At 40.9% G+C, this 22137-nt stretch carries 16 protein-coding genes, 2 tRNA genes, 3 rRNA genes and 1 pseudogene; 6 read left to right on the top strand and 16 right to left on the bottom strand.

What is annotated here, in order from left to right; all coding sequences use genetic code 11:
* Positions 1 to 153 precede the first annotated feature (153 nt).
* From F984_RS17305 to F984_RS17320, 4 genes are all read right to left on the bottom strand, one after another.
* Positions 154 to 654: a DUF2726 domain-containing protein gene (locus tag F984_RS17305; RefSeq protein WP_002048972.1), complete on the bottom strand. Its 501-nt coding sequence runs from the start codon at positions 652 to 654 to the stop codon at positions 154 to 156.
* 315 nt (positions 655 to 969) lie between these two features.
* Complete coding sequence (locus F984_RS17310; RefSeq protein ID WP_004711003.1) at positions 970 to 3348, bottom strand: YgiQ family radical SAM protein; 2379 nt, start codon at positions 3346 to 3348, stop codon at positions 970 to 972.
* A gap of 215 nt (positions 3349 to 3563) precedes the next feature.
* A complete protein-coding gene (locus tag F984_RS17315) occupies positions 3564 to 4823 on the bottom strand; it encodes an esterase-like activity of phytase family protein (RefSeq protein WP_025469358.1) in 1260 nt (419 codons plus the stop codon).
* A gap of 146 nt (positions 4824 to 4969) precedes the next feature.
* Positions 4970 to 5374, bottom strand: a complete 405-nt coding sequence (locus tag F984_RS17320) for a helix-turn-helix domain-containing protein (protein ID WP_004711008.1) — start codon at positions 5372 to 5374, stop codon at positions 4970 to 4972.
* A gap of 81 nt (positions 5375 to 5455) precedes the next feature.
* On the opposite strand from F984_RS17320, the gene F984_RS17325 reads away from it, so the two are divergent.
* The 4 genes from F984_RS17325 (at position 5456) to F984_RS17340 (ending at position 7653) form a co-directional block, all read left to right on the top strand.
* On the top strand, positions 5456 to 5941 hold the full coding sequence (locus F984_RS17325) for a DUF2938 domain-containing protein (RefSeq protein ID WP_004711009.1): 486 nt from the start codon (positions 5456 to 5458) through the stop codon (positions 5939 to 5941).
* Between the two features lie 18 nt (positions 5942 to 5959).
* The gene (locus tag F984_RS17330; RefSeq protein ID WP_004711012.1) at positions 5960 to 6526 is read left to right on the top strand and encodes a flavodoxin family protein; all 567 of its coding nucleotides are present in this window, start codon (positions 5960 to 5962) and stop codon (positions 6524 to 6526) included.
* A 4-nt stretch (positions 6527 to 6530) separates the two neighbouring features.
* Positions 6531 to 6764, top strand: coding sequence for a DUF2798 domain-containing protein (locus F984_RS17335; protein WP_004711014.1), 234 nt, complete (start codon positions 6531 to 6533; stop codon positions 6762 to 6764).
* Between the two features lie 280 nt (positions 6765 to 7044).
* Positions 7045 to 7653: a lytic transglycosylase domain-containing protein gene (locus F984_RS17340; RefSeq protein ID WP_080631574.1), complete on the top strand. Its 609-nt coding sequence runs from the start codon at positions 7045 to 7047 to the stop codon at positions 7651 to 7653.
* A 51-nt stretch (positions 7654 to 7704) separates the two neighbouring features.
* On the opposite strand, the gene cysK is transcribed toward F984_RS17340, so the two are convergent.
* The 8 genes and pseudogenes from cysK to F984_RS17380 all read right to left on the bottom strand — a co-directional run bounded on the left by cysK (position 7705) and on the right by F984_RS17380 (position 16043).
* The gene (gene cysK / locus F984_RS17345; protein WP_004711017.1) at positions 7705 to 8703 is read right to left on the bottom strand and encodes a cysteine synthase A; all 999 of its coding nucleotides are present in this window, start codon (positions 8701 to 8703) and stop codon (positions 7705 to 7707) included.
* A 151-nt stretch (positions 8704 to 8854) separates the two neighbouring features.
* A complete protein-coding gene (locus tag F984_RS17350; protein ID WP_004711020.1) occupies positions 8855 to 9397 on the bottom strand; it encodes a GNAT family N-acetyltransferase in 543 nt (180 codons plus the stop codon).
* 218 nt (positions 9398 to 9615) lie between these two features.
* Positions 9616 to 9730 (bottom strand): 5S ribosomal RNA (gene rrf / locus F984_RS17355).
* A gap of 179 nt (positions 9731 to 9909) precedes the next feature.
* Positions 9910 to 12800, bottom strand: a 23S ribosomal RNA gene (locus F984_RS17360).
* Between the two features lie 348 nt (positions 12801 to 13148).
* Positions 13149 to 13224 (bottom strand) — tRNA-Ala (locus F984_RS17365).
* 55 nt (positions 13225 to 13279) lie between these two features.
* Positions 13280 to 13356 (bottom strand) — tRNA-Ile (locus F984_RS17370).
* Between the two features lie 59 nt (positions 13357 to 13415).
* Positions 13416 to 14953, bottom strand: a 16S ribosomal RNA gene (locus F984_RS17375).
* The 16S, 23S and 5S rRNA genes sit together here with 2 tRNA genes alongside, the layout of an rRNA operon.
* A 519-nt stretch (positions 14954 to 15472) precedes the next feature.
* Positions 15473 to 16043 (bottom strand): annotated as a pseudogene (locus F984_RS17380) (TetR/AcrR family transcriptional regulator).
* 87 nt (positions 16044 to 16130) lie between these two features.
* Between F984_RS17380 and F984_RS17385 the strand changes: the two are divergent.
* Positions 16131 to 17345 carry an oxygenase MpaB family protein gene (locus tag F984_RS17385; RefSeq protein WP_004711024.1) on the top strand — a complete coding sequence of 405 codons (1215 nt, stop codon included), beginning with the start codon at positions 16131 to 16133 and terminating at the stop codon, positions 17343 to 17345.
* A gap of 68 nt (positions 17346 to 17413) precedes the next feature.
* Here the strand turns inward: F984_RS17385 and F984_RS17390 are convergent, their stop codons facing one another.
* The 4 genes from F984_RS17390 to def all read right to left on the bottom strand — a co-directional run bounded on the left by F984_RS17390 (position 17414) and on the right by def (position 20845).
* The gene (locus F984_RS17390) at positions 17414 to 17620 is read right to left on the bottom strand and encodes a DUF4199 domain-containing protein (RefSeq protein WP_004711026.1); all 207 of its coding nucleotides are present in this window, start codon (positions 17618 to 17620) and stop codon (positions 17414 to 17416) included.
* A gap of 43 nt (positions 17621 to 17663) precedes the next feature.
* Positions 17664 to 19778: a TonB-dependent copper receptor gene (locus F984_RS17395; RefSeq protein ID WP_004711028.1), complete on the bottom strand. Its 2115-nt coding sequence runs from the start codon at positions 19776 to 19778 to the stop codon at positions 17664 to 17666.
* Between the two features lie 71 nt (positions 19779 to 19849).
* A complete protein-coding gene (locus F984_RS17400) occupies positions 19850 to 20278 on the bottom strand; it encodes a DUF2946 family protein (protein ID WP_002054220.1) in 429 nt (142 codons plus the stop codon).
* A gap of 36 nt (positions 20279 to 20314) precedes the next feature.
* Positions 20315 to 20845, bottom strand: coding sequence for a peptide deformylase (def, locus tag F984_RS17405; RefSeq protein ID WP_002054252.1), 531 nt, complete (start codon positions 20843 to 20845; stop codon positions 20315 to 20317).
* 122 nt (positions 20846 to 20967) lie between these two features.
* On the opposite strand from def, the gene F984_RS17410 reads away from it, so the two are divergent.
* The gene (locus F984_RS17410; protein ID WP_004711032.1) at positions 20968 to 22122 is read left to right on the top strand and encodes a LysM peptidoglycan-binding domain-containing protein; all 1155 of its coding nucleotides are present in this window, start codon (positions 20968 to 20970) and stop codon (positions 22120 to 22122) included.
* Positions 22123 to 22137: the final 15 nt, after the last annotated feature.

Consider the following 22137-nt stretch of genomic DNA (forward strand, 5'->3'; position numbering starts at 1 on the left):
TCTCTTTGATTTTAATTAATAAAAAAACTGAGCAATATTGATTAAGATAGTGCTCAGTTTTTTATGTTTTTAGAAATTTTAATTTCAGCATTTTATTCAAATCTTCTTTAATGAGCCCTAAAATTAAATTGCTATAACATCTAGTTATAACTTTTAAGACTTCACGAAAGCATTTGAAATTCTCTCTAACTGAGGTGTGGCAGGTAAAGTTGCCATCTCCGATTCAGGAGTTAATAAATCTCTTCTTAAGTCATGATAATCAGGCACACTGCTATAACGAAGTACACGATACCCTGCAAGTTGTAATAAACGGCGCTCATATTGCTGATGTGCTCGACGTAGCCCATTTTCCTCAAGCATAACCACCACAAAAACCTGATAATTTTGATCAAGTACAACAAAGTCAGCCGTCATATTCTGATATTTGCGGCGAGTATGAGCATATTTAGTCGTTAATAAGGCATCAAATGAAACATGAGCTAATACAGTAAATTTAGGCAATACTGTTTGTAAGCGGGTTAGTGTCATTTGTTCATGACTACTTAACACGGCGCGACGCTTTAAAGCACTGTCTTGTTGGTGCTTTCTTGAGAGACTTTTCACTGCCATCACGACAGTCAAAAAGAGTAATAAGATCGTAATTAAATAGTACATGGGTCCAATCCTTTAAGTTTTTTATAATGATTTTGCTAGATCACGCTTTGTTTTAATTGATAACGACATAGCCGTTTTTTTAAAAGGTTCACTTAGTAATTTCACTTGTAGTTATCAAGCTTGGCTTAAATTTAGCCACCCTCATATTATTTATAATCATAGAGTCAGCAACAATCAAGTGCAGTTCGTCAGATTTTTAGAATTTATCATTTTTCATTACATTTTTTAGGTTAAAAATTCTCAAAAATCTCACTATACGATTTAAATCCCCTCTTCAAAAATAAAAAAGGCTCTGTTTAAGAGCCTTTTTTATCATTATCCACGAGCTTTGGATTTTGGTTTACTTTTGCCACCAAATGGTCTCTTCTCACCTGTTTCACGAGGAGGTAAACCCGTATGTTGAGTAAGTACCTGACCTTTTTGTGGACGCTTGTGATTTGAATGATTATTCGTTTGCTGGTTATTTCGTTTAACTGAGTCACCTGCTGTAGACGAATTTTTCTTACGGGCAGATTTATATTCCCCTTCAGTACCTTTTGGCTGATAAGTCGGAATTAAATGCTGCTTTGAATTACCAATTAAATCGGCACGGCCCATTTCTTTTAAGGCTTCACGAAGTAATGGCCAGTTATTTGGATCATGGTAACGTAAGAATGCTTTATGCAAACGACGACGTTTTTCACCTTTTACAATATCAACTTTTTCAGTATAGCGAGCGACTTTAGCAAGCGGGTTTTTACCCGAATAATACATCGTTGTTGCAGTTGCCATTGGTGAAGGATAGAAAGTCTGTACCTGATCGGCACGGAAACCATTCTTTTTCAACCAAATAGCAAGGTGCATCATGTCATAATCTGAAGTACCCGGATGCGCAGCAATAAAGTAAGGAATTAGATATTGCTCTTTTCCTGCTTCTTTACTGAAACGATCAAACATTTGTTTAAAACGATCATACGTACCAATACCCGGTTTCATCATCTTAGATAGCGGGCCTTGCTCAGTATGTTCAGGAGCAATTTTTAAATAACCACCCACGTGGTGTTGCACCAGCTCTTTGACATATTCAGGGTTCAATACTGCAAGGTCATAACGTAAACCTGAACCAATCAGAATCTTCTTCACACCTTTAATTTCGCGCGCTTTACGGTAAAGCTGCACTAATGGCGCATGATCGGTATGCAAGTTTTGACAAACGCCCGGATAAACACAAGAAGGTTTACGACAGTTCTTCTCAATTTCTGGGTCTTTACAGTGCAAACGGTACATGTTTGCCGTTGGGCCACCTAAGTCAGAAATAATACCTGTGAAGTTTGGTGCTGTATCACGGATTTTTTCAATCTCACGTAAGATCGAATCTTCCGAACGGTTTTGGATAATACGACCTTCATGTTCTGTAATTGAACAGAACGTACAACCACCAAAACAGCCACGCATAATGTTGACCGAGAATTTGATCATATCAAATGCAGGGAAACGAGCATCACCATAAGTAGGATGTGGCAACCGTGCATAAGGTAAATCAAACACATAATCCATTTCCTCAGTCGTTAGAGGAATTGGAGGTGGGTTAATCCAGACATCTCGTTCACCATGGCGTTGCACCAATGCACGGGCATTACCGGGATTAGTTTCAAGGTGCAAAATACGGTTTGCATGCGCATACAGCACTTGATCATTTGCCACTTCTTCAAAAGAAGGTAAACGAATGACCGCTAACTCTCGTGGTGGTAATTTGTGTTTAATTGCTTTTGATTGCGCAGGCTTTAGTTGAACAATTTGAGTGTCGTCATCTAGTTTATCGCCTTCACGTACAATCGGATTTGCAACAATCTCTTTTTGGAAATTTTGATATTGAGCTAAAGAGTTACCTTTTTCTTTCTCAACCTCACAGCCATCAATATCTTCAGTCATGACATAAGGGTTAATAATTGGGTCAACACGCCCAATCGTATCTACGTCATTACTGGCAATTTCAACAAATTTTGCTTTAGATGCTCTGTTATTTTTATTAATAATAAATGCTGTCCCACGAACATCTGTAATCTCGTGGATTTTTTCACCTTTAGCCAAACGGTGCATTACGTCAATAATGGCACGTTCACCATTACCATACATCAGCATATCGGCTTTTGAGTCCATTAAAATTGAACGACGCACTTTATCTGACCAATAATCATAGTGCGCGATACGACGTAAACTGCCCTCAATCCCACCTAATAATACTGGTACATCTGGGAATGCTTCACGACAACGTTGGCAATATACTGTTGCAGCACGGTCAGGACGTTTGTTCGGTTCATTATTTGGGGAATAAGCATCATCCGAACGGATTTTACGATCTGCCGTATAACGGTTAATCATCGAATCCATATTACCTGCGGTTACACCCCAAGCAATCGTTGGCTTACCTAAAACACGGAAGCTTTCAACGTTGGTCCAGTCGGGTTGCGCAATAATTCCGACACGGAAACCTTGTGCTTCAAGTACACGTCCAATCACACCCGACACAAATGATGGGTGGTCAATATAAGCATCACCACAGACTAAAATAAAGTCACACGCATCCCAGCCGAGTTGGTCCATTTCTTCTCGTGACATCGGCAAAAATGGCGCTGGTTCAAAACACGACGCCCAATATTTGTCGTAATCAAACAGCGCTTTTGGCGCAGTTTGCATGGTATAAGCGGTAGACATGGCTTGCGAATCTCGGCTAGCAGATGAAGGAGAGACATCTAAAGATGAAAGCCGATCATTTTAACATGAATTTCATTCATTTTCCTTGTTTATAAAACATACGAAAACAATAATATAGAAATTAATTTGATTAAAGTTTATCCAATATTTTATTCTCGGAATAAATACGGCGGAATAAAATCCGCCGTAGTCTTAACACAATTTATTTATAGGCATTAGAACAAAGCTTTTGGCAAACGAATTTGAATAATCTCATTATCATCAGCCAGTTTTGCGTTGCGTCCTGTTGAACCAGGGAAGTTATTGTCATTTAGTACTGTAAGCGTTGTGCCATTTTCAATAATCACATCTTCAATGGTTTCAAACGGGAAAGCAAACACCTGTCCCGTACCAATATCCCCCGCTCTAGCTGTGCCATACAACATATTCGGGTTAGCAATTTTAATTAAATCGACTAAATCTTCACGGCTTACTAGCTGGCCTGACTCATTCAATTTAATACGAATTAATTTTTTATAGCCGCCTAAATTATTCTGAGTTGCATCACGCTCAATAATAATGCCTTCTTTATCATTAAAGAGTTGGAAATCTCCAATGTTGGTTGCCTTACTATCTAGCTGGAACCAATAATATTTTCCTGTATAGGCTTTTTTCTTAATATCGAATTGAGAAATCAGTAATTGTCTTTCCGTTTCCCGAATTGATTTAATTGGCTTTTCTATAAGCGGGTAAAGATACTGCCCATCTGGTGAAATTGCCATACCTTCAAAACCACCACTTTGCTGAACTAGAGGTTCTACAAAATTAATTTGTGCTTTATTAAACTGATTTTGTGGTGAACGTAATTCTTGAGTCGGATTTAACGGATTTGGTAAAGGAATTGGGGCATCTAATAACACACCATCCGCTGAAAAATGAAGTAAATAAGGTCCAAACTCATCCCCAATCCAATAAGTGCCATCGCTAGTACGTTGCATTGACTCTGGGTCAAAATCAGCACCCGTTAATAAACGCTCAGGCGTGTTACCATTCACGATATTAAAAGGAATTAACTTGTTTGGATCACGCAATTGAATAAAGCTTTGTACAGTAACTTGCCCTGTACCTTTGGCTTTAGTTTTGAAATCAGGTTTTAATTTATAAATACGAAGCAAAAAGTCAGAAGAATTATCTTGGGTACCAAAACCATTATCGGCCATTGCCATATAGCTACCATCTTCATTTTTTAATGCAGCAGAAAAACCTTGTACAGGCTGGCCTTTAAATGGCGGATAAATTCCATTTGCACCTTTTACATATGCACCAGAGTCTGGCCCAGCAGCATAGGTTTCTACAGGTAACTTAGCGAAAGAAATTAAAGTTGATTCGGTAACGTTTTCAGTAGGTGAAGTTTGTTCTTGATCGTTATCATCATTACATGCCGTCAATCCTAAACTGGCACAGCATAATAATGCGACTAAAGTTTTTTTGCTCATGATTTTATACATTTGGTAAAAAATTAAGCAAATTTAATCAAGCTTATATGAAGTTTTTGCTTCAAAAAGATGAAATCTTTATGGCGAAAATATGACAAGCCCACTGCTCAATACAAACATAAATTAAATGTCTTCACTATAACGAATTAAAGTTTTGTTGGCTGATATTCTCCAGCAATTGCTGCTTTCAAAAAGTTCTGAAAGGTTGGGCATTCCATATGATTTTCGGCTGGACAGACAGCTGCATGTTGTAATCCTTGACTAATAAAATGTAATCGCTTTGCCATTTGCTCTAGTTGTTCAGCTTTATTTTTTAGTTTCTGACGATCAAGATCAGGCTTACCATCTTGTCCAAACATAGTAGCGATCTCATTTAAAGAAAATCCGGCAGCACGTCCTAAAGCAATAAGTGCCAGTTGATCAAGCACCTGCTTACCATACTGCCGACGCAAACCTTGCCGCCCTATCGGTTTAATTAACCCCTTCTCTTCATAAAAACGTAGTGTAGCGGTTGTGACTTTTGCCTTCTTAGAAACTTCACCAATATCCATAACACCCCCTTGACTTCAAGTGAACTTGAACTTGCACAATAAATTTATCACGTTTCATACGTATAAAAGCAAGGTGTAAAAATGAATACCTCCACATTATTCTTTCAAGCTTTATGTCTTGGTGTTGGTGCAACAGTTATTATGGATATATGGCTGTTAATACTAAAAATATTTAAGATCCCGACTTTAAATTTTTCCTTTCTTGGACGCTGGGTAGGTTGGATAGTTCAAGGAAAACTCATCCATCAATCTATCGCTCAAAGCCCTCAAATTCAGGGTGAATATTTATTGGGCTGGATTACTCATTATAGTGTTGGGATTATCTTTGCATTGAGCTTTCTTGTCATTGTCGGCTCAGATTGGCTCATTCATCCTCAGTTTTACTCAGCACTAATATTTGGTGTAGTCACTGTTCTAATTCCCTTTTTTATTATGCAACCGGCCATGGGTAGTGGTTTTGCTTCGTCAAAAACCCCGCACCCTTTCCTGAACTGTCTAAAAAGTTTACTGAATCATAGCTTTTTTGGCTGTGGTTTATATCTCACCGCAAAACTATTTCAAATTTAAATAAAAAGGAAATTATCCATGAAAACTGTTGCCATTATTTACTATAGTCGCCAAGGACATACCCAATTTATCGCTCAGCAAATTCAAACTGGTATTTTAAGCCATCAAGATATTGAAGTAGATTTACTCAATGCCGAAGATCTTATCGAGAACCCAGAGACTCTTATCCAATATGATGGCTTAATTTGGGGATCTCCTACTTATTTAGGAGGTGCATCTTCCAAGTTAAAACAACTCATGGATGCAACGGGCCCATTATGGAAAAAGCAGAACTTTAAGGGAAAGCTTGCAGCTGGATTTACCGTTTCCTCTCTTCCCGCTGGTGATAAACAATCGACACTCATTTCGATTTTTACCTTTTGTATGCAACACGGTATGTTATGGATCGGCAACCCGATTCTGCCCGAGCAGCACCAAGGTATTCCTTATGCTCAAGCAGCCAACCGTCTCGGTTCATGGTCAGGCTTAATGGCTCAGGCTGAACATGGCAGTAATGCCGATAGGTTTGATGAAGGAGATATTAAAACTGCTCAACAATTTGGAGAAAATTTTGCATTAACATTGAATGCTTATCTAGGACTATAAACCCATGAAAGCACAGAAACTTTTATTCCTCTTAATTTTATCGGGAATGATGTCTTTTATCGTTTCAGGTATTTCAACTTTTAAAGTAGTAGGACTAAATCATCACTTCGTTTCATTATGGGTATCAGCTTGGATTATTGCATGGATACTGGCTTTTCCGAGTGTATTGATTTGTGCTCCTGTAGCCCAGAAACTCGTTGACCTTGTATTTAAGAAAGTTAAAAAAGTACGTCTGTAAGTTAAAACTTACAAAACTTGCGGTGATTTGCGGATATTCAGCTTTAGTATTATTTCATAATATATGAATCATAGAGAGACAGGATGTCTCATTGAAGAAGAATAAGAACGCAGGAAGCGGTAGTTGACAGGAGTTAGCTACATAAAGCTGAATACGAAGGAACCTCGACAGGATGTCGGGGTTTTTTCATTTCAATTATACAAAATTCTTACTTTTTAGATGTGCTGAGCAACAGAACTAACATTGATCCTATAAGTACAGCTAAATACCATCATTTTATTTGAAACTTCATTATTGGTTTTGTATTTTGCTTACCCCATCTTTAACCCAAAATCGTTTTGAACCATCACAATTACACATCCTTGGTCTGAAATTTTTCATAATTTTCTTGATGATCATAATGACAGGATGTACAAGCTTAGGCCCTAATAGTGGCTCATTTACTTGGCGTTCAAATAAGCTATCATCTGGTTTACAAAAAGCTTATTCCGTTCCACCGAGTACAGCGAATAGATTATCTCCTATGATTATTCGAAGTGCTGACAAATATAATGTTCCTCCACTTTTACTCGCGGCAGTTATCAGACAAGAGTCGAATTACAACAGTAATGCCCGATCTCCGACTGGGGCTGTTGGTTTAACTCAAATTATTCCAAGCTATTGGCAACAAACTTGTGCTGGTAATTTGTATGATGAATCTACAAATATCCAATGTGGTGCTTATATTTTAAATCATTACTATCAAACCGCAGATAGCTGGTTTAAAGCTACAGCTTATTATAATGTTGGGCCAACAGGATATGAGAGAAGCTTCTGGACCCGTCACAAAGCGAAAAAATATGCTCGATCTATTAAGCATCATCAAAAAAATTTAAAAAGTGCTCTATAAAAAACTTAAACAAAAGCCCATCAATGGATGGGCTTTTTTATGCGGTTAATTTTATTCGTCAAATAAACCTTCAAATAAGACAGAAGACAAATAACGCTCCCCACTGTCTGGCAGAATAACAACAATGGTTTTACCAGCATTTTCAGGACGTTCTGCAATTTTTGCAGCGGCTGCTAATGCAGCTCCACTTGAAATACCCACTAAAATACCTTCTTGGGTTGCACAGTTTCTCGCCCATTGAATTGCTTCTTCGCTACTCACTGGTAAGACTTCATCCACAAGGTCCAAATCAAGATTCTTTGGAATAAAGTTCGCACCAATTCCCTGAATTTTATGTGGTGCAGGTGTAATGTTTTCACCATTTTTGGTTTGAGTAATAATTGGAGACTCAGCAGGTTCAACTGCTACTGAATACAAAGGTTTATTTTGAACCTGTTCAAAGTAACGAGAAATACCTGTAATCGTACCGCCTGTACCGACGCCCGCAACTAAAATATCGACTTGCCCACCTGTAGCTTGCCAAATTTCAGGACCAGTTGTGTCTACATGAATTTGTGGATTCGCTGGGTTTTCAAATTGTTGTGGCAAGAAATAAAGATCTGGCTGTTCAGTTGCTAATCGTATAGCCTCATCAACTGCACCTTTCATACCTTTTGCGGGTTCAGTTAAAACCAAATTAGCACCTAAAGCTTTCAGTACTTTTCTACGCTCAAGGCTCATACTTGCAGGCATAGTTAAAGTTATTGGATATCCTTTTGCCGCAGCAACAAACGCCAATGCAATACCAGTATTACCACTGGTTGGCTCAACAATATGCATACCTTCTTTTAATACACCACGTTTCTCTGCATCTGCAATAAGTGCCGCGCCAATACGGCATTTCACAGAAAATGCAGGGTTACGGCTTTCCACTTTTGCTAATACGGTTGCGCCCGTTTTAATCAAACGGTTAATACGTACTAAAGGTGTATTACCAATAGCTTCGGCATTATTGGAATATACCGCGATACCTAAATTGTTGGGAGTTGGAAATTGCTGGTCGGTAGACATGTTATATCCTTATTAGATTTGGAATGATTCTGAATCATTATAGGCTTGTCTAATAAACAGGAAAGTAGAAAAAGTTAAGTAATATAAAAAAATGACAACTACATCTAAATTAGACTTAGAAAAAAATAATAAAATTATTAGACCATTCTAACTACCAAACCTCACCCTCTCGCCATTCTGCGCAAATACTATCGCCCTGTGAGCGATGCAATAGTAGATCTTTCATAGAGATACTCAAAGGATATAGCATAATTTCATAGTCATCAGTCAGATAAGTAGATGTATCTTGTTTGATGTACAAATCTCCCCACCAAGTAGTCCAACCTAATTTTTTATAAAACGCTTCATCTTCTGGTTGTAATGCAGCAAGTTCATATTCCAAATCAGTTAATGCTTCAACTAAATATTTTAGTAATTGTGATGCAAGCCCCTTACCTCTCATCGTGTAATTAGTAGTCACATACTCTACATAAGCAGTTTTTACATTGGAGCTACCATTTATAGTAAAAACTCTATCCGTCCATAAGGCATGTGAAACAATTTGATCATCTAATATACCCACGACATGAAATGCTTTTTGCATGAAAGCATATTGGCTCCAAGGATCTTCATCAAAAGCAGCAAAACATAATTCAGCAATTTGATGGCGTTGATTTTTATCTAGATCTTGGGCTGCGATAATTTTGAACTGCATAGATGAAAACTCAAATTTAACTATTTATAGATTAAGCAAAGATTGAAATATTATGAAATGTTTTTTTATTACATTGAACTAAGACCCTATATCTCTGAAACAGAGCAACTGTGCAAATCTGATTTTTAGTTATGTGTTTTCTATGAATTAAATTTTCACTTTATTTCGCGCAATAAAAAACACCCCCACTCTTTAGAATGGGGGTGTTTGGAATAATGAGCTGGCGATGACTTACTCTCACATGGGTAACCCCACACTACCATCAGCGCTAAGAGGTTTCACTTCTGAGTTCGGGAAGGGATCAGGTGGTTCACTCTTGCTATGGTCGCCAGCACAACTGTTTATGGATACTTGCTTTGGTCTTATTAACTGCCGAAGCGTTTTCCAAATCTTTACAGACTGGGCTGATTGAATCTGACTGTGTTCATTTTAGCTAAGCGTTTAACTAAATCAAGTTGCTTTGTAGATTTATGAATCGATTGATGCTTTATATACAACTGCTTGGGTGTTGTATAGTCAAGCCTCACGAGCAATTAGTATTGGTCAGCTTCACATATCACTATGCTTCCACATCCAACCTATCAACGTCCTAGTCTCGAACGGCTCTTTAGAGGAATAAATTCCTAGGGAAATCTTATCTTGAGGTAGGCTTCCCGCTTAGATGCTTTCAGCGGTTATCCCTTCCGAACATAGCTACCCGGCGATGCGACTGGCGTCACAACCGGTACACCAGAGGTTCGTCCACTCTGGTCCTCTCGTACTAGGAGCAGATCCTCTCAAATTTCCAGCGCCCACGGTAGATAGGGACCGAACTGTCTCACGACGTTCTAAACCCAGCTCGCGTACCTCTTTAAATGGCGAACAGCCATACCCTTGGGACCTGCTTCAGCCCCAGGATGAGATGAGCCGACATCGAGGTGCCAAACACCGCCGTCGATATGAACTCTTGGGCGGTATCAGCCTGTTATCCCCAGAGTACCTTTTATCCGTTGAGCGATGGCCCTTCCATACAGAACCACCGGATCACTAAGACCTACTTTCGTACCTGCTCGACTTGTGGGTCTCGCAGTTAAGCGCGCTTTTGCCTTTATACTCTACGCGTGATTTCCGACCACGCTGAGCGCACCTTCGTACTCCTCCGTTACTCTTTAGGAGGAGACCGCCCCAGTCAAACTACCCACCAGACACGGTCCTCGTCCCGGATAACGGGACAGAGTTAGAACCTCAACATTACCAGGGTGGTATTTCAAGGACGGCTCCATTGGAACTAGCGTTCCAACTTCAAAGCCTCCCACCTATCCTACACAAGTAAGGTCAAAGTTCAGTGTCAAGCTGCAGTAAAGGTTCACGGGGTCTTTCCGTCTAGCCGCGGGTACACTGCATCTTCACAGCGATTTCGATTTCACTGAGCCTCTGCTGGAGACAGCGCCGCCATCATTATGCCATTCGTGCAGGTCGGAACTTACCCGACAAGGAATTTCGCTACCTTAGGACCGTTATAGTTACGGCCGCCGTTTACTGGGGCTTCGATCAAGAGCTTCGCTTACGCTAACCCCATCAATTAACCTTCCAGCACCGGGCAGGCATCACACCCTATACGTCCACTTTCGTGTTTGCAGAGTGCTATGTTTTTAATAAACAGTTGCAGCGGCCTGGTTTCTGCGGCTGTCATCAGCTCAGGAAGCAAGTTCCATCACCAACAACAGCGTACCTTCTCCCGAAGTTACGGTACCATTTTGCCTAGTTCCTTCAGCAGAGTTCTCTCAAGCGCCTTGGTCTACTCGACCTGACCACCTGTGTCGGTTTCGGGTACGATTCCTGTGTAACTGAAGCTTAGAGACTTTTCCTGGAAGCATGGTATCAGCCACTTCGCTGTACAAGTACAGCTTGCTATCGGATCTCAGTATAGAGTACCCCGGATTTGCCTAAGATACATACCTACATCCTTCCACCTGGACAACCAACGCCAGGCTGACTTAACCTTCTCCGTCCTCTCATCGCATTACACAGAAGTATTGGAATATTAACCAATTTCCCATCGACTACGCCTTTCGGCCTCGCCTTAGGGGTCGACTCACCCAGCCCCGATTAACGTTGGACTGGAACCCTTGGTCTTTCGGCGAACGGGTTTTTCACCCGTTTTGTCGTTACTCACGTCAGCATTCGCACTTCTGATACCTCCAGCATACTTCTCAATACACCTTCATCGGCTTACAGAACGCTCCCCTACCACTTGACTAATGTCAAATCCGCAGCTTCGGCACATAGTTTTAGCCCCGTTACATCTTCCGCGCAGGCCGACTCGACTAGTGAGCTATTACGCTTTCTTTAAAGGGTGGCTGCTTCTAAGCCAACCTCCTAGCTGTCTATGCCTTCCCACATCGTTTCCCACTTAACTATGATTTTGGGGCCTTAGCTGGCGGTCTGGATTGTTTTCCTCTTGACTACGGACGTTAGCACCCGCAGTCTGTCTCCCGGATAGTACTCATAGGTATTCGGAGTTTGCATCGGTTTGGTAAGTCGGGATGACCCCCTAGCCGAAACAGTGCTCTACCCCCTATGGTATTCGTCCGAGGCGCTACCTAAATAGCTTTCGGGGAGAACCAGCTATCACCAGGCTTGATTAGCCTTTCACCCCTATCCACAAGTCATCCCCTGGCTTTTCAACGACAGTGGGTTCGGTCCTCCAGTTAGTGTTACCCAACCTTCAACCTGCTCATGGATAGATCGCCTGGTTTCGGGTCTATACCCAGCAACTAAACGCCCTATTAAGACTCGATTTCTCTACGGCTCCCCTATACGGTTAACCTCGCTACTGAATATAAGTCGCTGACCCATTATACAAAAGGTACGCAGTCACACCACGAAGGTGCTCCCACTGCTTGTATGCATGCGGTTTCAGGATCTATTTCACTCCCCTCACAGGGGTTCTTTTCGCCTTTCCCTCACGGTACTGGTTCACTATCGGTCAGTCAGGAGTATTTAGCCTTGGAGGATGGTCCCCCCATATTCAGACAAGGTTTCACGTGCCTCGCCCTACTCGTCATCATTATGTGTGCCCTTTCGTGTACGGGAATATCACCCTCTACGTTCGCACTTCCCAGAGCGTTCCACTAAAACACACATAACTTAATGGGCTGATCCCCGTTCGCTCGCCGCTACTGAGGGAATCTCAATTGATTTCTTTTCCTAAGGGTACTGAGATGTTTCACTTCCCCTCGTTCGCCTTGCAACACTATGTATTCATGTTGCAATACCTACCTTAAAGTAGGTGGGTTCCCCCATTCAGACATCTCCGGATCAAAGGATATTTGCCGCCTCCCCGGAGCTTTTCGCAGGCTATCACGTCTTTCATCGCCTCTGACTGCCAAGGCATCCACCACATGCACTTAATTACTTGACTATACAACCCCAAACAGTCGATGTTACCTACAAGTTAGTAACTTCAACATTTCAGTTTAGAGCACTGTGTATTTAAACACTGTACAGCTTCAATCTAAATTCATATACCAAAACGCTTGATTCAGTTAATTTGCTAGTTCTCAATTAACTCCAAGATCAGAATTACTTCATCTCTCTTTGTTATTGAGTGAACAATTTATTTCAGACTCAATTTTGCCAATCTGTTAATGAATAAACATGCCTTCATCAGGTCATGCTTAATACTGTGATACTTAAATCACAGAAGTTAATAAATCAAGACCGAAATCTCTATTTACTAATTTCTGTAATCCGAACTTATCTTAAGTTCTGGTGGAGACTAGGAGAGTCGAACTCCTGACCTCCTGCGTGCAAAGCAGGCGCTCTACCAACTAAGCTAAGTCCCCAGCTTACATCATCAGTCATGTATCTTTTATCTATAACTTTAACCAGTCAAAGTCATGGTGGGTCTGACAAGACTTGAACTTGTGACCCCACGCTTATCAAGCGTGTGCTCTAACCAACTGAGCTACAGACCCTCAGATACATCTATGAAGAACAACTTGTTGTGGATTCTTACCAATCGTCAATCTTTCGTTAAGGAGGTGATCCAGCCGCAGGTTCCCCTACGGCTACCTTGTTACGACTTCACCCCAGTCATCGGCCACACCGTGGTAACCGCCCTCTTTGCAGTTAGGCTAGCTACTTCTGGTGCAACAAACTCCCATGGTGTGACGGGCGGTGTGTACAAGGCCCGGGAACGTATTCACCGCGGCATTCTGATCCGCGATTACTAGCGATTCCGACTTCATGGAGTCGAGTTGCAGACTCCAATCCGGACTACGATCGGCTTTTTGAGATTAGCATCACATCGCTGTGTAGCAACCCTTTGTACCGACCATTGTAGCACGTGTGTAGCCCTGGCCGTAAGGGCCATGATGACTTGACGTCGTCCCCGCCTTCCTCCAGTTTGTCACTGGCAGTATCCTTAAAGTTCCCGACATTACTCGCTGGCAAATAAGGAAAAGGGTTGCGCTCGTTGCGGGACTTAACCCAACATCTCACGACACGAGCTGACGACAGCCATGCAGCACCTGTATGTAAGTTCCCGAAGGCACCAATCCATCTCTGGAAAGTTCTTACTATGTCAAGGCCAGGTAAGGTTCTTCGCGTTGCATCGAATTAAACCACATGCTCCACCGCTTGTGCGGGCCCCCGTCAATTCATTTGAGTTTTAGTCTTGCGACCGTACTCCCCAGGCGGTCTACTTATCGCGTTAGCTGCGCCACTAAAGCCTCAAAGGCCCCAACGGCTAGTAGACATCGTTTACGGCATGGACTACCAGGGTATCTAATCCTGTTTGCTCCCCATGCTTTCGCACCTCAGCGTCAGTGTTAGGCCAGATGGCTGCCTTCGCCATCGGTATTCCTCCAGATCTCTACGCATTTCACCGCTACACCTGGAATTCTACCATCCTCTCCCACACTCTAGCTAACCAGTATCGAATGCAATTCCCAAGTTAAGCTCGGGGATTTCACATTTGACTTAATTAGCCGCCTACGCGCGCTTTACGCCCAGTAAATCCGATTAACGCTTGCACCCTCTGTATTACCGCGGCTGCTGGCACAGAGTTAGCCGGTGCTTATTCTGCGAGTAACGTCCACTATCTCTAGGTATTATCTAAAGTAGCCTCCTCCTCGCTTAAAGTGCTTTACAACCATAAGGCCTTCTTCACACACGCGGCATGGCTGGATCAGGCTTGCGCCCATTGTCCAATATTCCCCACTGCTGCCTCCCGTAGGAGTCTGGGCCGTGTCTCAGTCCCAGTGTGGCGGATCATCCTCTCAGACCCGCTACAGATCGTCGCCTTGGTAGGCCTTTACCCCACCAACTAGCTAATCCGACTTAGGCTCATCTATTAGCGCAAGGTCCGAAGATCCCCTGCTTTCTCCCGTAGGACGTATGCGGTATTAGCATCCCTTTCGAGATGTTGTCCCCCACTAATAGGCAGATTCCTAAGCATTACTCACCCGTCCGCCGCTAGGTCCAGTAGCAAGCTACCTTCCCCCGCTCGACTTGCATGTGTTAAGCCTGCCGCCAGCGTTCAATCTGAGCCATGATCAAACTCTTCAGTTAAAATCATTTTGCACCTTATTTATAGACAAGGTGCCAATTCTGGCTCATCAATTACTGACTTAAATTTCGCTCAAATAAACTTCGAGTAATTTAAACCAATCAATCAATGAAAATTATTTCGATTAATCAATCAGTAAAAATCCACACAAGTTGTTCTTCAATTCTCTTAATGATCTTCTTCCTGGTTCGTCACCAGCAAGCTAGGTCGGCTATATTACTCTTAATCTCTTAAAAGTCAACAGGTAATTTCGATATTTTTAAAACTTACTTCTCAAACCAACTTAACATCAAATTCATCACTTAAAGTAACCAATCTAATCTCAAGTAACTGTTTTTCAACAAGTTTCTATCTGCATCACCGCCGATGGATGTGCATTATAGACCATCCAAATCCCTTTGCAAGCGGAAATTAGAAATTAATGACTTGAGCGTTCAATTTTAAACCAAAATACAAATCAAGTATTTGTTTTATATGAATAATTATTTTTATTTCTTATTTTTGGCCTAAATAAGCCAGTATCATGCTTGATAATTCTCGTTTAAGTTGTTGTTCTGAGATAAGAAAATTGTTCTGGCTCACGTAACGCATCATCGTAAAAAGCGTACTATTAATAATTACAAAGGATTTATGCTTTACCTGCTCGAAGTCCCACTGATGAGGATTTCTACTAAATGTATATAAACCTACTTCAAAAAAATGCTTTTCTAAAATCTGAGCAGCTTGCGAATGACTGTAGTCATGCCAATGTTTCAGTACTTCTATAAAAAAGCCTTGATCAGCTTTTAATGCATTAAATCCTAGCTCTATTGCCAAGGGGATAAGCAGATCTAAAGGAATATTCCCCTGCTGCATAACTAATTCTTTAAGTTGCTGCCCTAATAATTCACTTTTACGGCGTAATAGTTCTTCTATGATTTGATCTTTATTCTCAAAGTATTGGTAAATCGAACCTACACTCACTCCAGATTTCTCTGCAATTTTGGGAGTTGTTGTATGAAGCAATCCATATTGGGCAATACATTGCTGTGTCGCTTCTAAAATATTGTCAACAATAAGTTTTGAACGCTGTTGCTGTGGAGCTTTTCTCATTAGTTTGAATTCATTAAATGCGAATTGAATGCGAATAATTATTCATATTAGCCTATTTATTATTCAGTTCAATACGCAAGTAAAGATATGCAAATGATTAACCCGACTCGACTTGCTTCTTTTAATGATATGCAAGACAGTAATTTCTTTACTCAGTTTTTAAATATCTGCTGTGAAAAACCAGTACAACCAAACTATACAGAATATGTATCTTTACAACGTGCTCTTTGCGAAGGGGACGTTGAAATGGATAAGCTGATTGATTGGGTTATGCAAAATCCCAAAGATCACCGAATAATTTTTGAGAAAATATTATTTCAAGGCCGCGATGATCTATCTGAGTCTCTACCTACTGAGTTAGAAAATTTCTTTAATTACATTGAACAAAAGCCTGAATGGTTAGACCAGCAACAAATTGATGAGGCTATTAAATTTACTCATCGTTTAGGAATAAATAATGGTTTTATTCTTAGAGATTTATCTTTAATGGGGGGATATTTATATCCGGGATTTAATCAACCCCTAATTTTAACCGGGGCATTAAAGAAACAAGCAGGTACTCGTTTAGCAGAAACCACAAAATGGTGGGTGGATATTACTGAACCTCAAGGGCTTTGTCGTTTGAGTGCAGGTTTTACGTCAACGATTTATGTTCGCTTTATTCATGCACTCGTTCGCCGGCAATTAAAAAAGTCTGATCGTTGGGATAGTGGGGTTTGGGGAATTCCTCTTAATCAATTTGATTTAGCCATGACTAATTTGGCTTTTAGTAGTGTAGTTTTACTCGGTATTAGAGCTTTAGGTATATGGCCAACAAAACAAGAGGCAAAGAGTTTTTTACATTTCTGGCGTTATGTTGGTTGGTTAATGGGAATCGATGAAAAGTGGCTTATTCAATCTGAAACTGAAGGCTGGCGATTACTTTACTGGATGCAGTTTGCTCATCCTCGTTCCGATCACAGCAGTATTGAATTAGGATCAAGCTTATCTAAAGAGCCTTTTGAGAGACAATATCTGTATTTGCGTTCTTTACAGCAGAAACTTGCTTATCGGCAACATTTAGAACTTACCCAATTTTTTATTGGTAAGAAAAGGATGAAACTACTCGGATTGCCTCAGCAGTCTGCTTCATGGTTTGCTTATTATCTGATTTTGCGTAATTCAGTACTTTTTAACGGCGCAAAATTTTCACCAAAGGTTGAAAGTTTTTTAACTCAATCGGGTCGTAATTTACAAAAACTTGGTCTACGTCTTTATGAAAATCAAGGCAAGATAAAAACCTTAGCAAGTATGCATCAATAATTATTAAAACCTAAAAATAAAAAATGGAAGCCCGTTATCCGGACTTCCATTTTCAAATATTAAAAACCTTATTGAGCTGATGAACCGTGCATTTCAGCGTGATTCATTTGCTCATGCGTTTCCATCATCTGCTTATTTTTTTGACTAGGCATATAGTCAGGTTCATTGTTAATGGCCAAGTAAAAAACAATCATAAACAATACACTCAAGATAGACGCCACAATAAGTAACTTCCATCCCCACCAAGACTGTTCAGGCGATAATTTATTAGTCATTTCATTTCTCTCTTAAATTAATTCATTTAATTCGCTAAGCTGATCAAAACTTCATGCTCATACGAACCCAGTAATTTCTTCCGATATTGTTAAACTGCTCTTCGCTCGCAAATCCAAAGCCTGCACTACCAGCTTTATTTAAGTGTTCGGTATAGGTCTTATCTAGTACGTTATCGATACCAATAGAGACATCAATATCTTTACGAAGGTTATAACTTCCGTTTAAAGAAAGTGTTGAGAAACCTTTACTTGGTTTTAGGTCATATCCCACGATATTACCTTGATGTAGACTCACACGGTTTTGCTCAGCAACAGCTCGCCACAACAGGCCTAAGTTATATTTGTCGGCTACATAGCGAATATTTAATCGACCTTCTAACGGGGAAATTTGAGGTAACGGTTTGTCATCTGTGGTGTTTTTACCCCACGCATACATAGCACTCAAATCTGCCTGAATATGATCGGTAAATTGATATCCAATACCTGCTTCTGCACCAGCAATAGTTGCATCAACATTCTTGGCACCTGCAGTAATATCATGGCTCATATCATGCCCACCCATTCCCATACTCGGGTGATGGTGATAACTCATTAATATGTAGTCATCTACTAAGCCTGCATAAGCAGAAGCCCATGTGTTTAAAGCACCATGTTGTTGTTGGAAGCCTAGATCTAACTGCAATGTTTTCTCAGGATTCACACCGTTAAAGGTGTTGGTTGAGCCAGCATTACCATGTTTAGGAGAGAAAAGCTCCCAATAATCAGGCATACGCTCTACATAACCTAAACCGATATAGCTTTTGAAGTCATGCTCAGGATGTTGGTTTTCCCAGCGAACAAATGCGCTTGGCAAAGTCTTCTCAAGCTTCGTATTAAAGCCTTGGGCTTTAGAATCGGCTCGCTCATCTTCAACTGTTACCCGATCTAAACGTGCACCTGTCACTAACTTGTTTTTATCATTCCATTGATAGCCAAGTTCACCGAAAGCTCCATATGATTGAAAACGCATATCTTGTCGATATGGAACATTCATAGAAGGCATTGTTGGCGATGACATGCTACCGCCATGTTTATTAAATTGTGAATCTACCCCAGTGATCAGGCTCCATTTATCCCATTCAGAGGTCATGGCTAAGCGAGAATTTAGTGTACGGCGCGTTACTTGCATGGCCATCGCGTTTGGCATGAGCATGGTCATACCACCATGGTTCATTTCAACTAATGGCGGTGTGCGCAAACTAAAATTATCCATAATATGGTCGTTATAGCTGTAGTTCACCTGCCCTTCGATTTTTTTAATGATACCGGTGATATTTTTCTTTTCGAAACGCAGTCCTAAGCTTTCACGCGCAAACTGAGAACCATCCATTGAACGTCCTGCATAAAGCGACTCACCATCAGATTTTCCGCCTGTGAGTTCGATCCACGTGTTTTCATCTGGAGTAAAGCCAAGTGCTACATCAGCATTCCACTTCTTCCATGCTGAAGGTACAGTATTACCATCACCGTCTTGATAACTATTGGACTCTGAACGGTTGGCATTTAAACGAATATATTTTTTCTCATCGCCAACTGCTGCTTCAACATTATGGTCGATACGTCCATATGAACCTAGTAAAACACTTGCTTGCCCACGATAAGGTTTTTCGGAGGTAAGTTTCTCAGGCTGACGTTCAAACAGGACTGTTGCTGCCGAACCTGTATTGGCATATTGAACCGTTTGCGGACCTTTAATCACAGAAATACGATCATAGCTTTCTGGTGAAATATAAGAAGTTGGAGCATCCATACGGTTTGGGCATGCACCGAGATTCTCCGTACCGTTTGTTAGAATTTTAATACGTGAACCAAACATCCCTCGGAATGTCACATCACCATTTGTTCCACCGCTTTGTATTGAGTTAAAACCCATAATACTTTGTAAATAGTCTGCGCCATCTGTAGCAGGTACTGGCTGAATTGGCTGTTTCGGGTCCGCATGTACAATCAGACCATTTGCATCGTTGCCTTGCTGTGCTGTAACAACAATAGGTGCTAATGAATGAAGTGTGTTGGTATCAGCATCATTTTTCTCTGAATCGGCAAAAGCTAAGCCTGAATGAGAAACAGCAAGCATCGCAACCCATAAAGGTTGTAGTAAAAATTTAGAATGTGGCATTTTTATACGCTCTAAAACATAAATAAAGTGATATCGAAGTCAATAAAGACCCCAACAAAAATTGCTTTTATTTATGCAAATAGAGGCGGTGCACGCCCTTGCGGGAGTAAGAAGAGTCGCTGTAGCGCAAAATAAACATGTCTAAATGCTTGTTGATAAGCGACTAAGCGAACTTGTATACGAACAAGTACCTCTTTTACGCCAAATTCAGGTGGTAAAACCAGATTGGCATAGACGGTACAATATTGGCACTGGTGATTTGCATCATGGTGGTCATGATGTTCAGGTACTTGTGCCTGTCCGATATGGTGGTCGTGATGTGAATGATGCATGGCATGTGACATGGTTTCCATCTGTGCCTTAGGTTTAAGCAAAGCACGGGTAATAGTTTCACAGACCGGAGCAATTTGATATTGCTTCGGTAATAGCGGCTGTAGAAATACCGCAATCTGTAAAAACACTGCTGCACATGCGAGCAACAGACCACTACGAAAAACCAAAAATCACATCCACGCTATATTGATGTTTGAAAACTTTTAACGTTTTACCGCAACTTTTTCACGCTCGCGTTGGCGAACAATCTTTTCGACTTTTTCACGTGCACGCTGACGTTTAAGTGGCGATAAATAATCCACAAACAATTTGCCTTTTAAGTGATCCATTTCATGTTGGATACAAACAGCGAGAAGTCCGTCAGCTTCTATCTCAAATGCTTGACCTTCAAGGTTAATTGCCTCGATTTTCACACGTGACGGACGGTCAACTTTATCGTATATTTGTGGCACTGATAGACAGCCTTCTTCGTACGGCTGCGTCTCTTCAGTCAGTGGAGTTATTTTGGGGTTAATGAAAACCATAGGTTCATCTTTAGATTCAGACAAATCCATGACGATAAGCTGAATATGACGATCGACCTGAGAAGCTGCTAAACCAATACCGGGTGCCGCATACATGGTTTCAAACATATCTGCTGCAAGTTGACGAATTTCATCAGTAACTTCTTCAACAGGCTTAGCAATGGTACGAAGACGGGGATCAGGAAAACTTAAAATAGGTAATAAGGCCATACTGACGTCCTCACTTATGCCATTGATTGAAAAACCAAATGAAGGAAATACTTCATCGAAAAATTGTGTGTAAGCCGCCTATTATAACGCATCTGCACGCATAATTTTTAGGAATTATCATAATGAAAAAGGTTTTTAACGGCATGGCTGAATTTCATGCTTTGGGGATAAAGAAGCATTTACTTGCTTTAGCACTCTGTACAACTGTCGCACTAGGTACGGTAGCAGAGGTTCATGCTGCCAGTCCAAATCATAATCCACCTTCTCTTAAAAGCAATGCACCGAATGTGTATGTTGTAAAACGTGGGGATACCCTATGGGATATTTCCGGCCATTTTCTCAATAAGCCATGGCGTTGGCCTGAAATTTGGGCAAGTAATCAACATGTTAAAAACCCTCACTGGATTTATCCGGGCGATCGGTTACTGTTATGTAGCTTAGATGGACGTCCACTTGTGGGCAAAGATGAAGGGGATGGCTGTGTAGGCATTATTCGTCGTTACACAGGCCAAACCACAAACTTACAACCACAAGTTCGCGTAGAAGCATTAAATAATAGTGTGCCAGTTATTCCACTTGAACATATTAAACAGTGGCTAGAGAACAGCACTATTTTACCAGCCGATTCAATTACCAACACACCTTACGTTGTTGGTACAGCCGACCAACGTGTACTTGCAGGAAAAGGTCAAACTATTTATGCAAGAGGAAAAGGTCTAGTTGATGGTCAGCGTTATGCAGTCTATCGAGAAGGTGAACCTTACTATTTCACAGATAGTAAAGGTAAAAAGCATAGCCTTGGTATTGAGCTACTACAGGTTGCTTCAGGTGTTGCGGTATCTTCTGAAAAAGACATTACTACATTAGAGCTAACAGATAGTTATAACGCTGAAGTACGTCGTGGCGATCGTGTTATGCCTGAAGAACAAGCTACTTTGCCAACCTTATTTTACCCAGTAGATGCCAAACAAGTGACTGATGGGGGCAAAATTATTCGTGTCATGGGTTCAATCGGTAGAGCTGCAAAACATAGTGTAGTGACTTTGGACCGCGGTACAGCACAAGGTGTTCAGGTAGGTCAAGTTTTTGATATTACACAACAAGGCGAGACAATTCGCGATCCTAAAACTAAAGAAGCGATTCAACTTCCTGGTCAACAAATTGGGAGTCTGATGGTTTTTAGAACTTTTGATCAGCTGAGTTATGCCTATGTTCTAGAAAGCGATTTGCCTATTAAAGTCGGCTCAAGCATTCAGCCACCTCGCTTTAATGATTAATGTTGGATGTACCTT

Origin of the sequence: Acinetobacter nosocomialis NIPH 2119, from assembly GCF_000368085.1 — a bacterium.
GTDB lineage: Bacteria > Pseudomonadota > Gammaproteobacteria > Pseudomonadales > Moraxellaceae > Acinetobacter > Acinetobacter nosocomialis.

What these genes read in the sequence shown, in the direction of transcription:
- F984_RS17350 (WP_004711020.1), bottom strand. Translation starts at nt 9,397, where the DNA reads ATGCAGTTCAAAATTATCGCAGCCCAAGATCTAGATAAAAATCAACGC.
- F984_RS17310 (WP_004711003.1), bottom strand. Translation starts at nt 3,348, where the DNA reads ATGTCTACCGCTTATACCATGCAAACTGCGCCAAAAGCGCTGTTTGAT.
- F984_RS17395 (WP_004711028.1), bottom strand. Translation starts at nt 19,778, where the DNA reads ATGCCACATTCTAAATTTTTACTACAACCTTTATGGGTTGCGATGCTT.
- F984_RS17320 (WP_004711008.1), bottom strand. Translation starts at nt 5,374, where the DNA reads ATGGATATTGGTGAAGTTTCTAAGAAGGCAAAAGTCACAACCGCTACA.
- F984_RS17390 (WP_004711026.1), bottom strand. Translation starts at nt 17,620, where the DNA reads ATGACTAATAAATTATCGCCTGAACAGTCTTGGTGGGGATGGAAGTTA.
- F984_RS17385 (WP_004711024.1), top strand. Translation starts at nt 16,131, where the DNA reads ATGCAAATGATTAACCCGACTCGACTTGCTTCTTTTAATGATATGCAA.
- F984_RS17325 (WP_004711009.1), top strand. Translation starts at nt 5,456, where the DNA reads ATGAATACCTCCACATTATTCTTTCAAGCTTTATGTCTTGGTGTTGGT.
- F984_RS17330 (WP_004711012.1), top strand. Translation starts at nt 5,960, where the DNA reads ATGAAAACTGTTGCCATTATTTACTATAGTCGCCAAGGACATACCCAA.
- F984_RS17410 (WP_004711032.1), top strand. Translation starts at nt 20,968, where the DNA reads ATGAAAAAGGTTTTTAACGGCATGGCTGAATTTCATGCTTTGGGGATA.
- def (WP_002054252.1), bottom strand. Translation starts at nt 20,845, where the DNA reads ATGGCCTTATTACCTATTTTAAGTTTTCCTGATCCCCGTCTTCGTACC.
- F984_RS17335 (WP_004711014.1), top strand. Translation starts at nt 6,531, where the DNA reads ATGAAAGCACAGAAACTTTTATTCCTCTTAATTTTATCGGGAATGATG.
- F984_RS17305 (WP_002048972.1), bottom strand. Translation starts at nt 654, where the DNA reads ATGTACTATTTAATTACGATCTTATTACTCTTTTTGACTGTCGTGATG.
- F984_RS17315 (WP_025469358.1), bottom strand. Translation starts at nt 4,823, where the DNA reads ATGAGCAAAAAAACTTTAGTCGCATTATTATGCTGTGCCAGTTTAGGA.
- cysK (WP_004711017.1), bottom strand. Translation starts at nt 8,703, where the DNA reads ATGTCTACCGACCAGCAATTTCCAACTCCCAACAATTTAGGTATCGCG.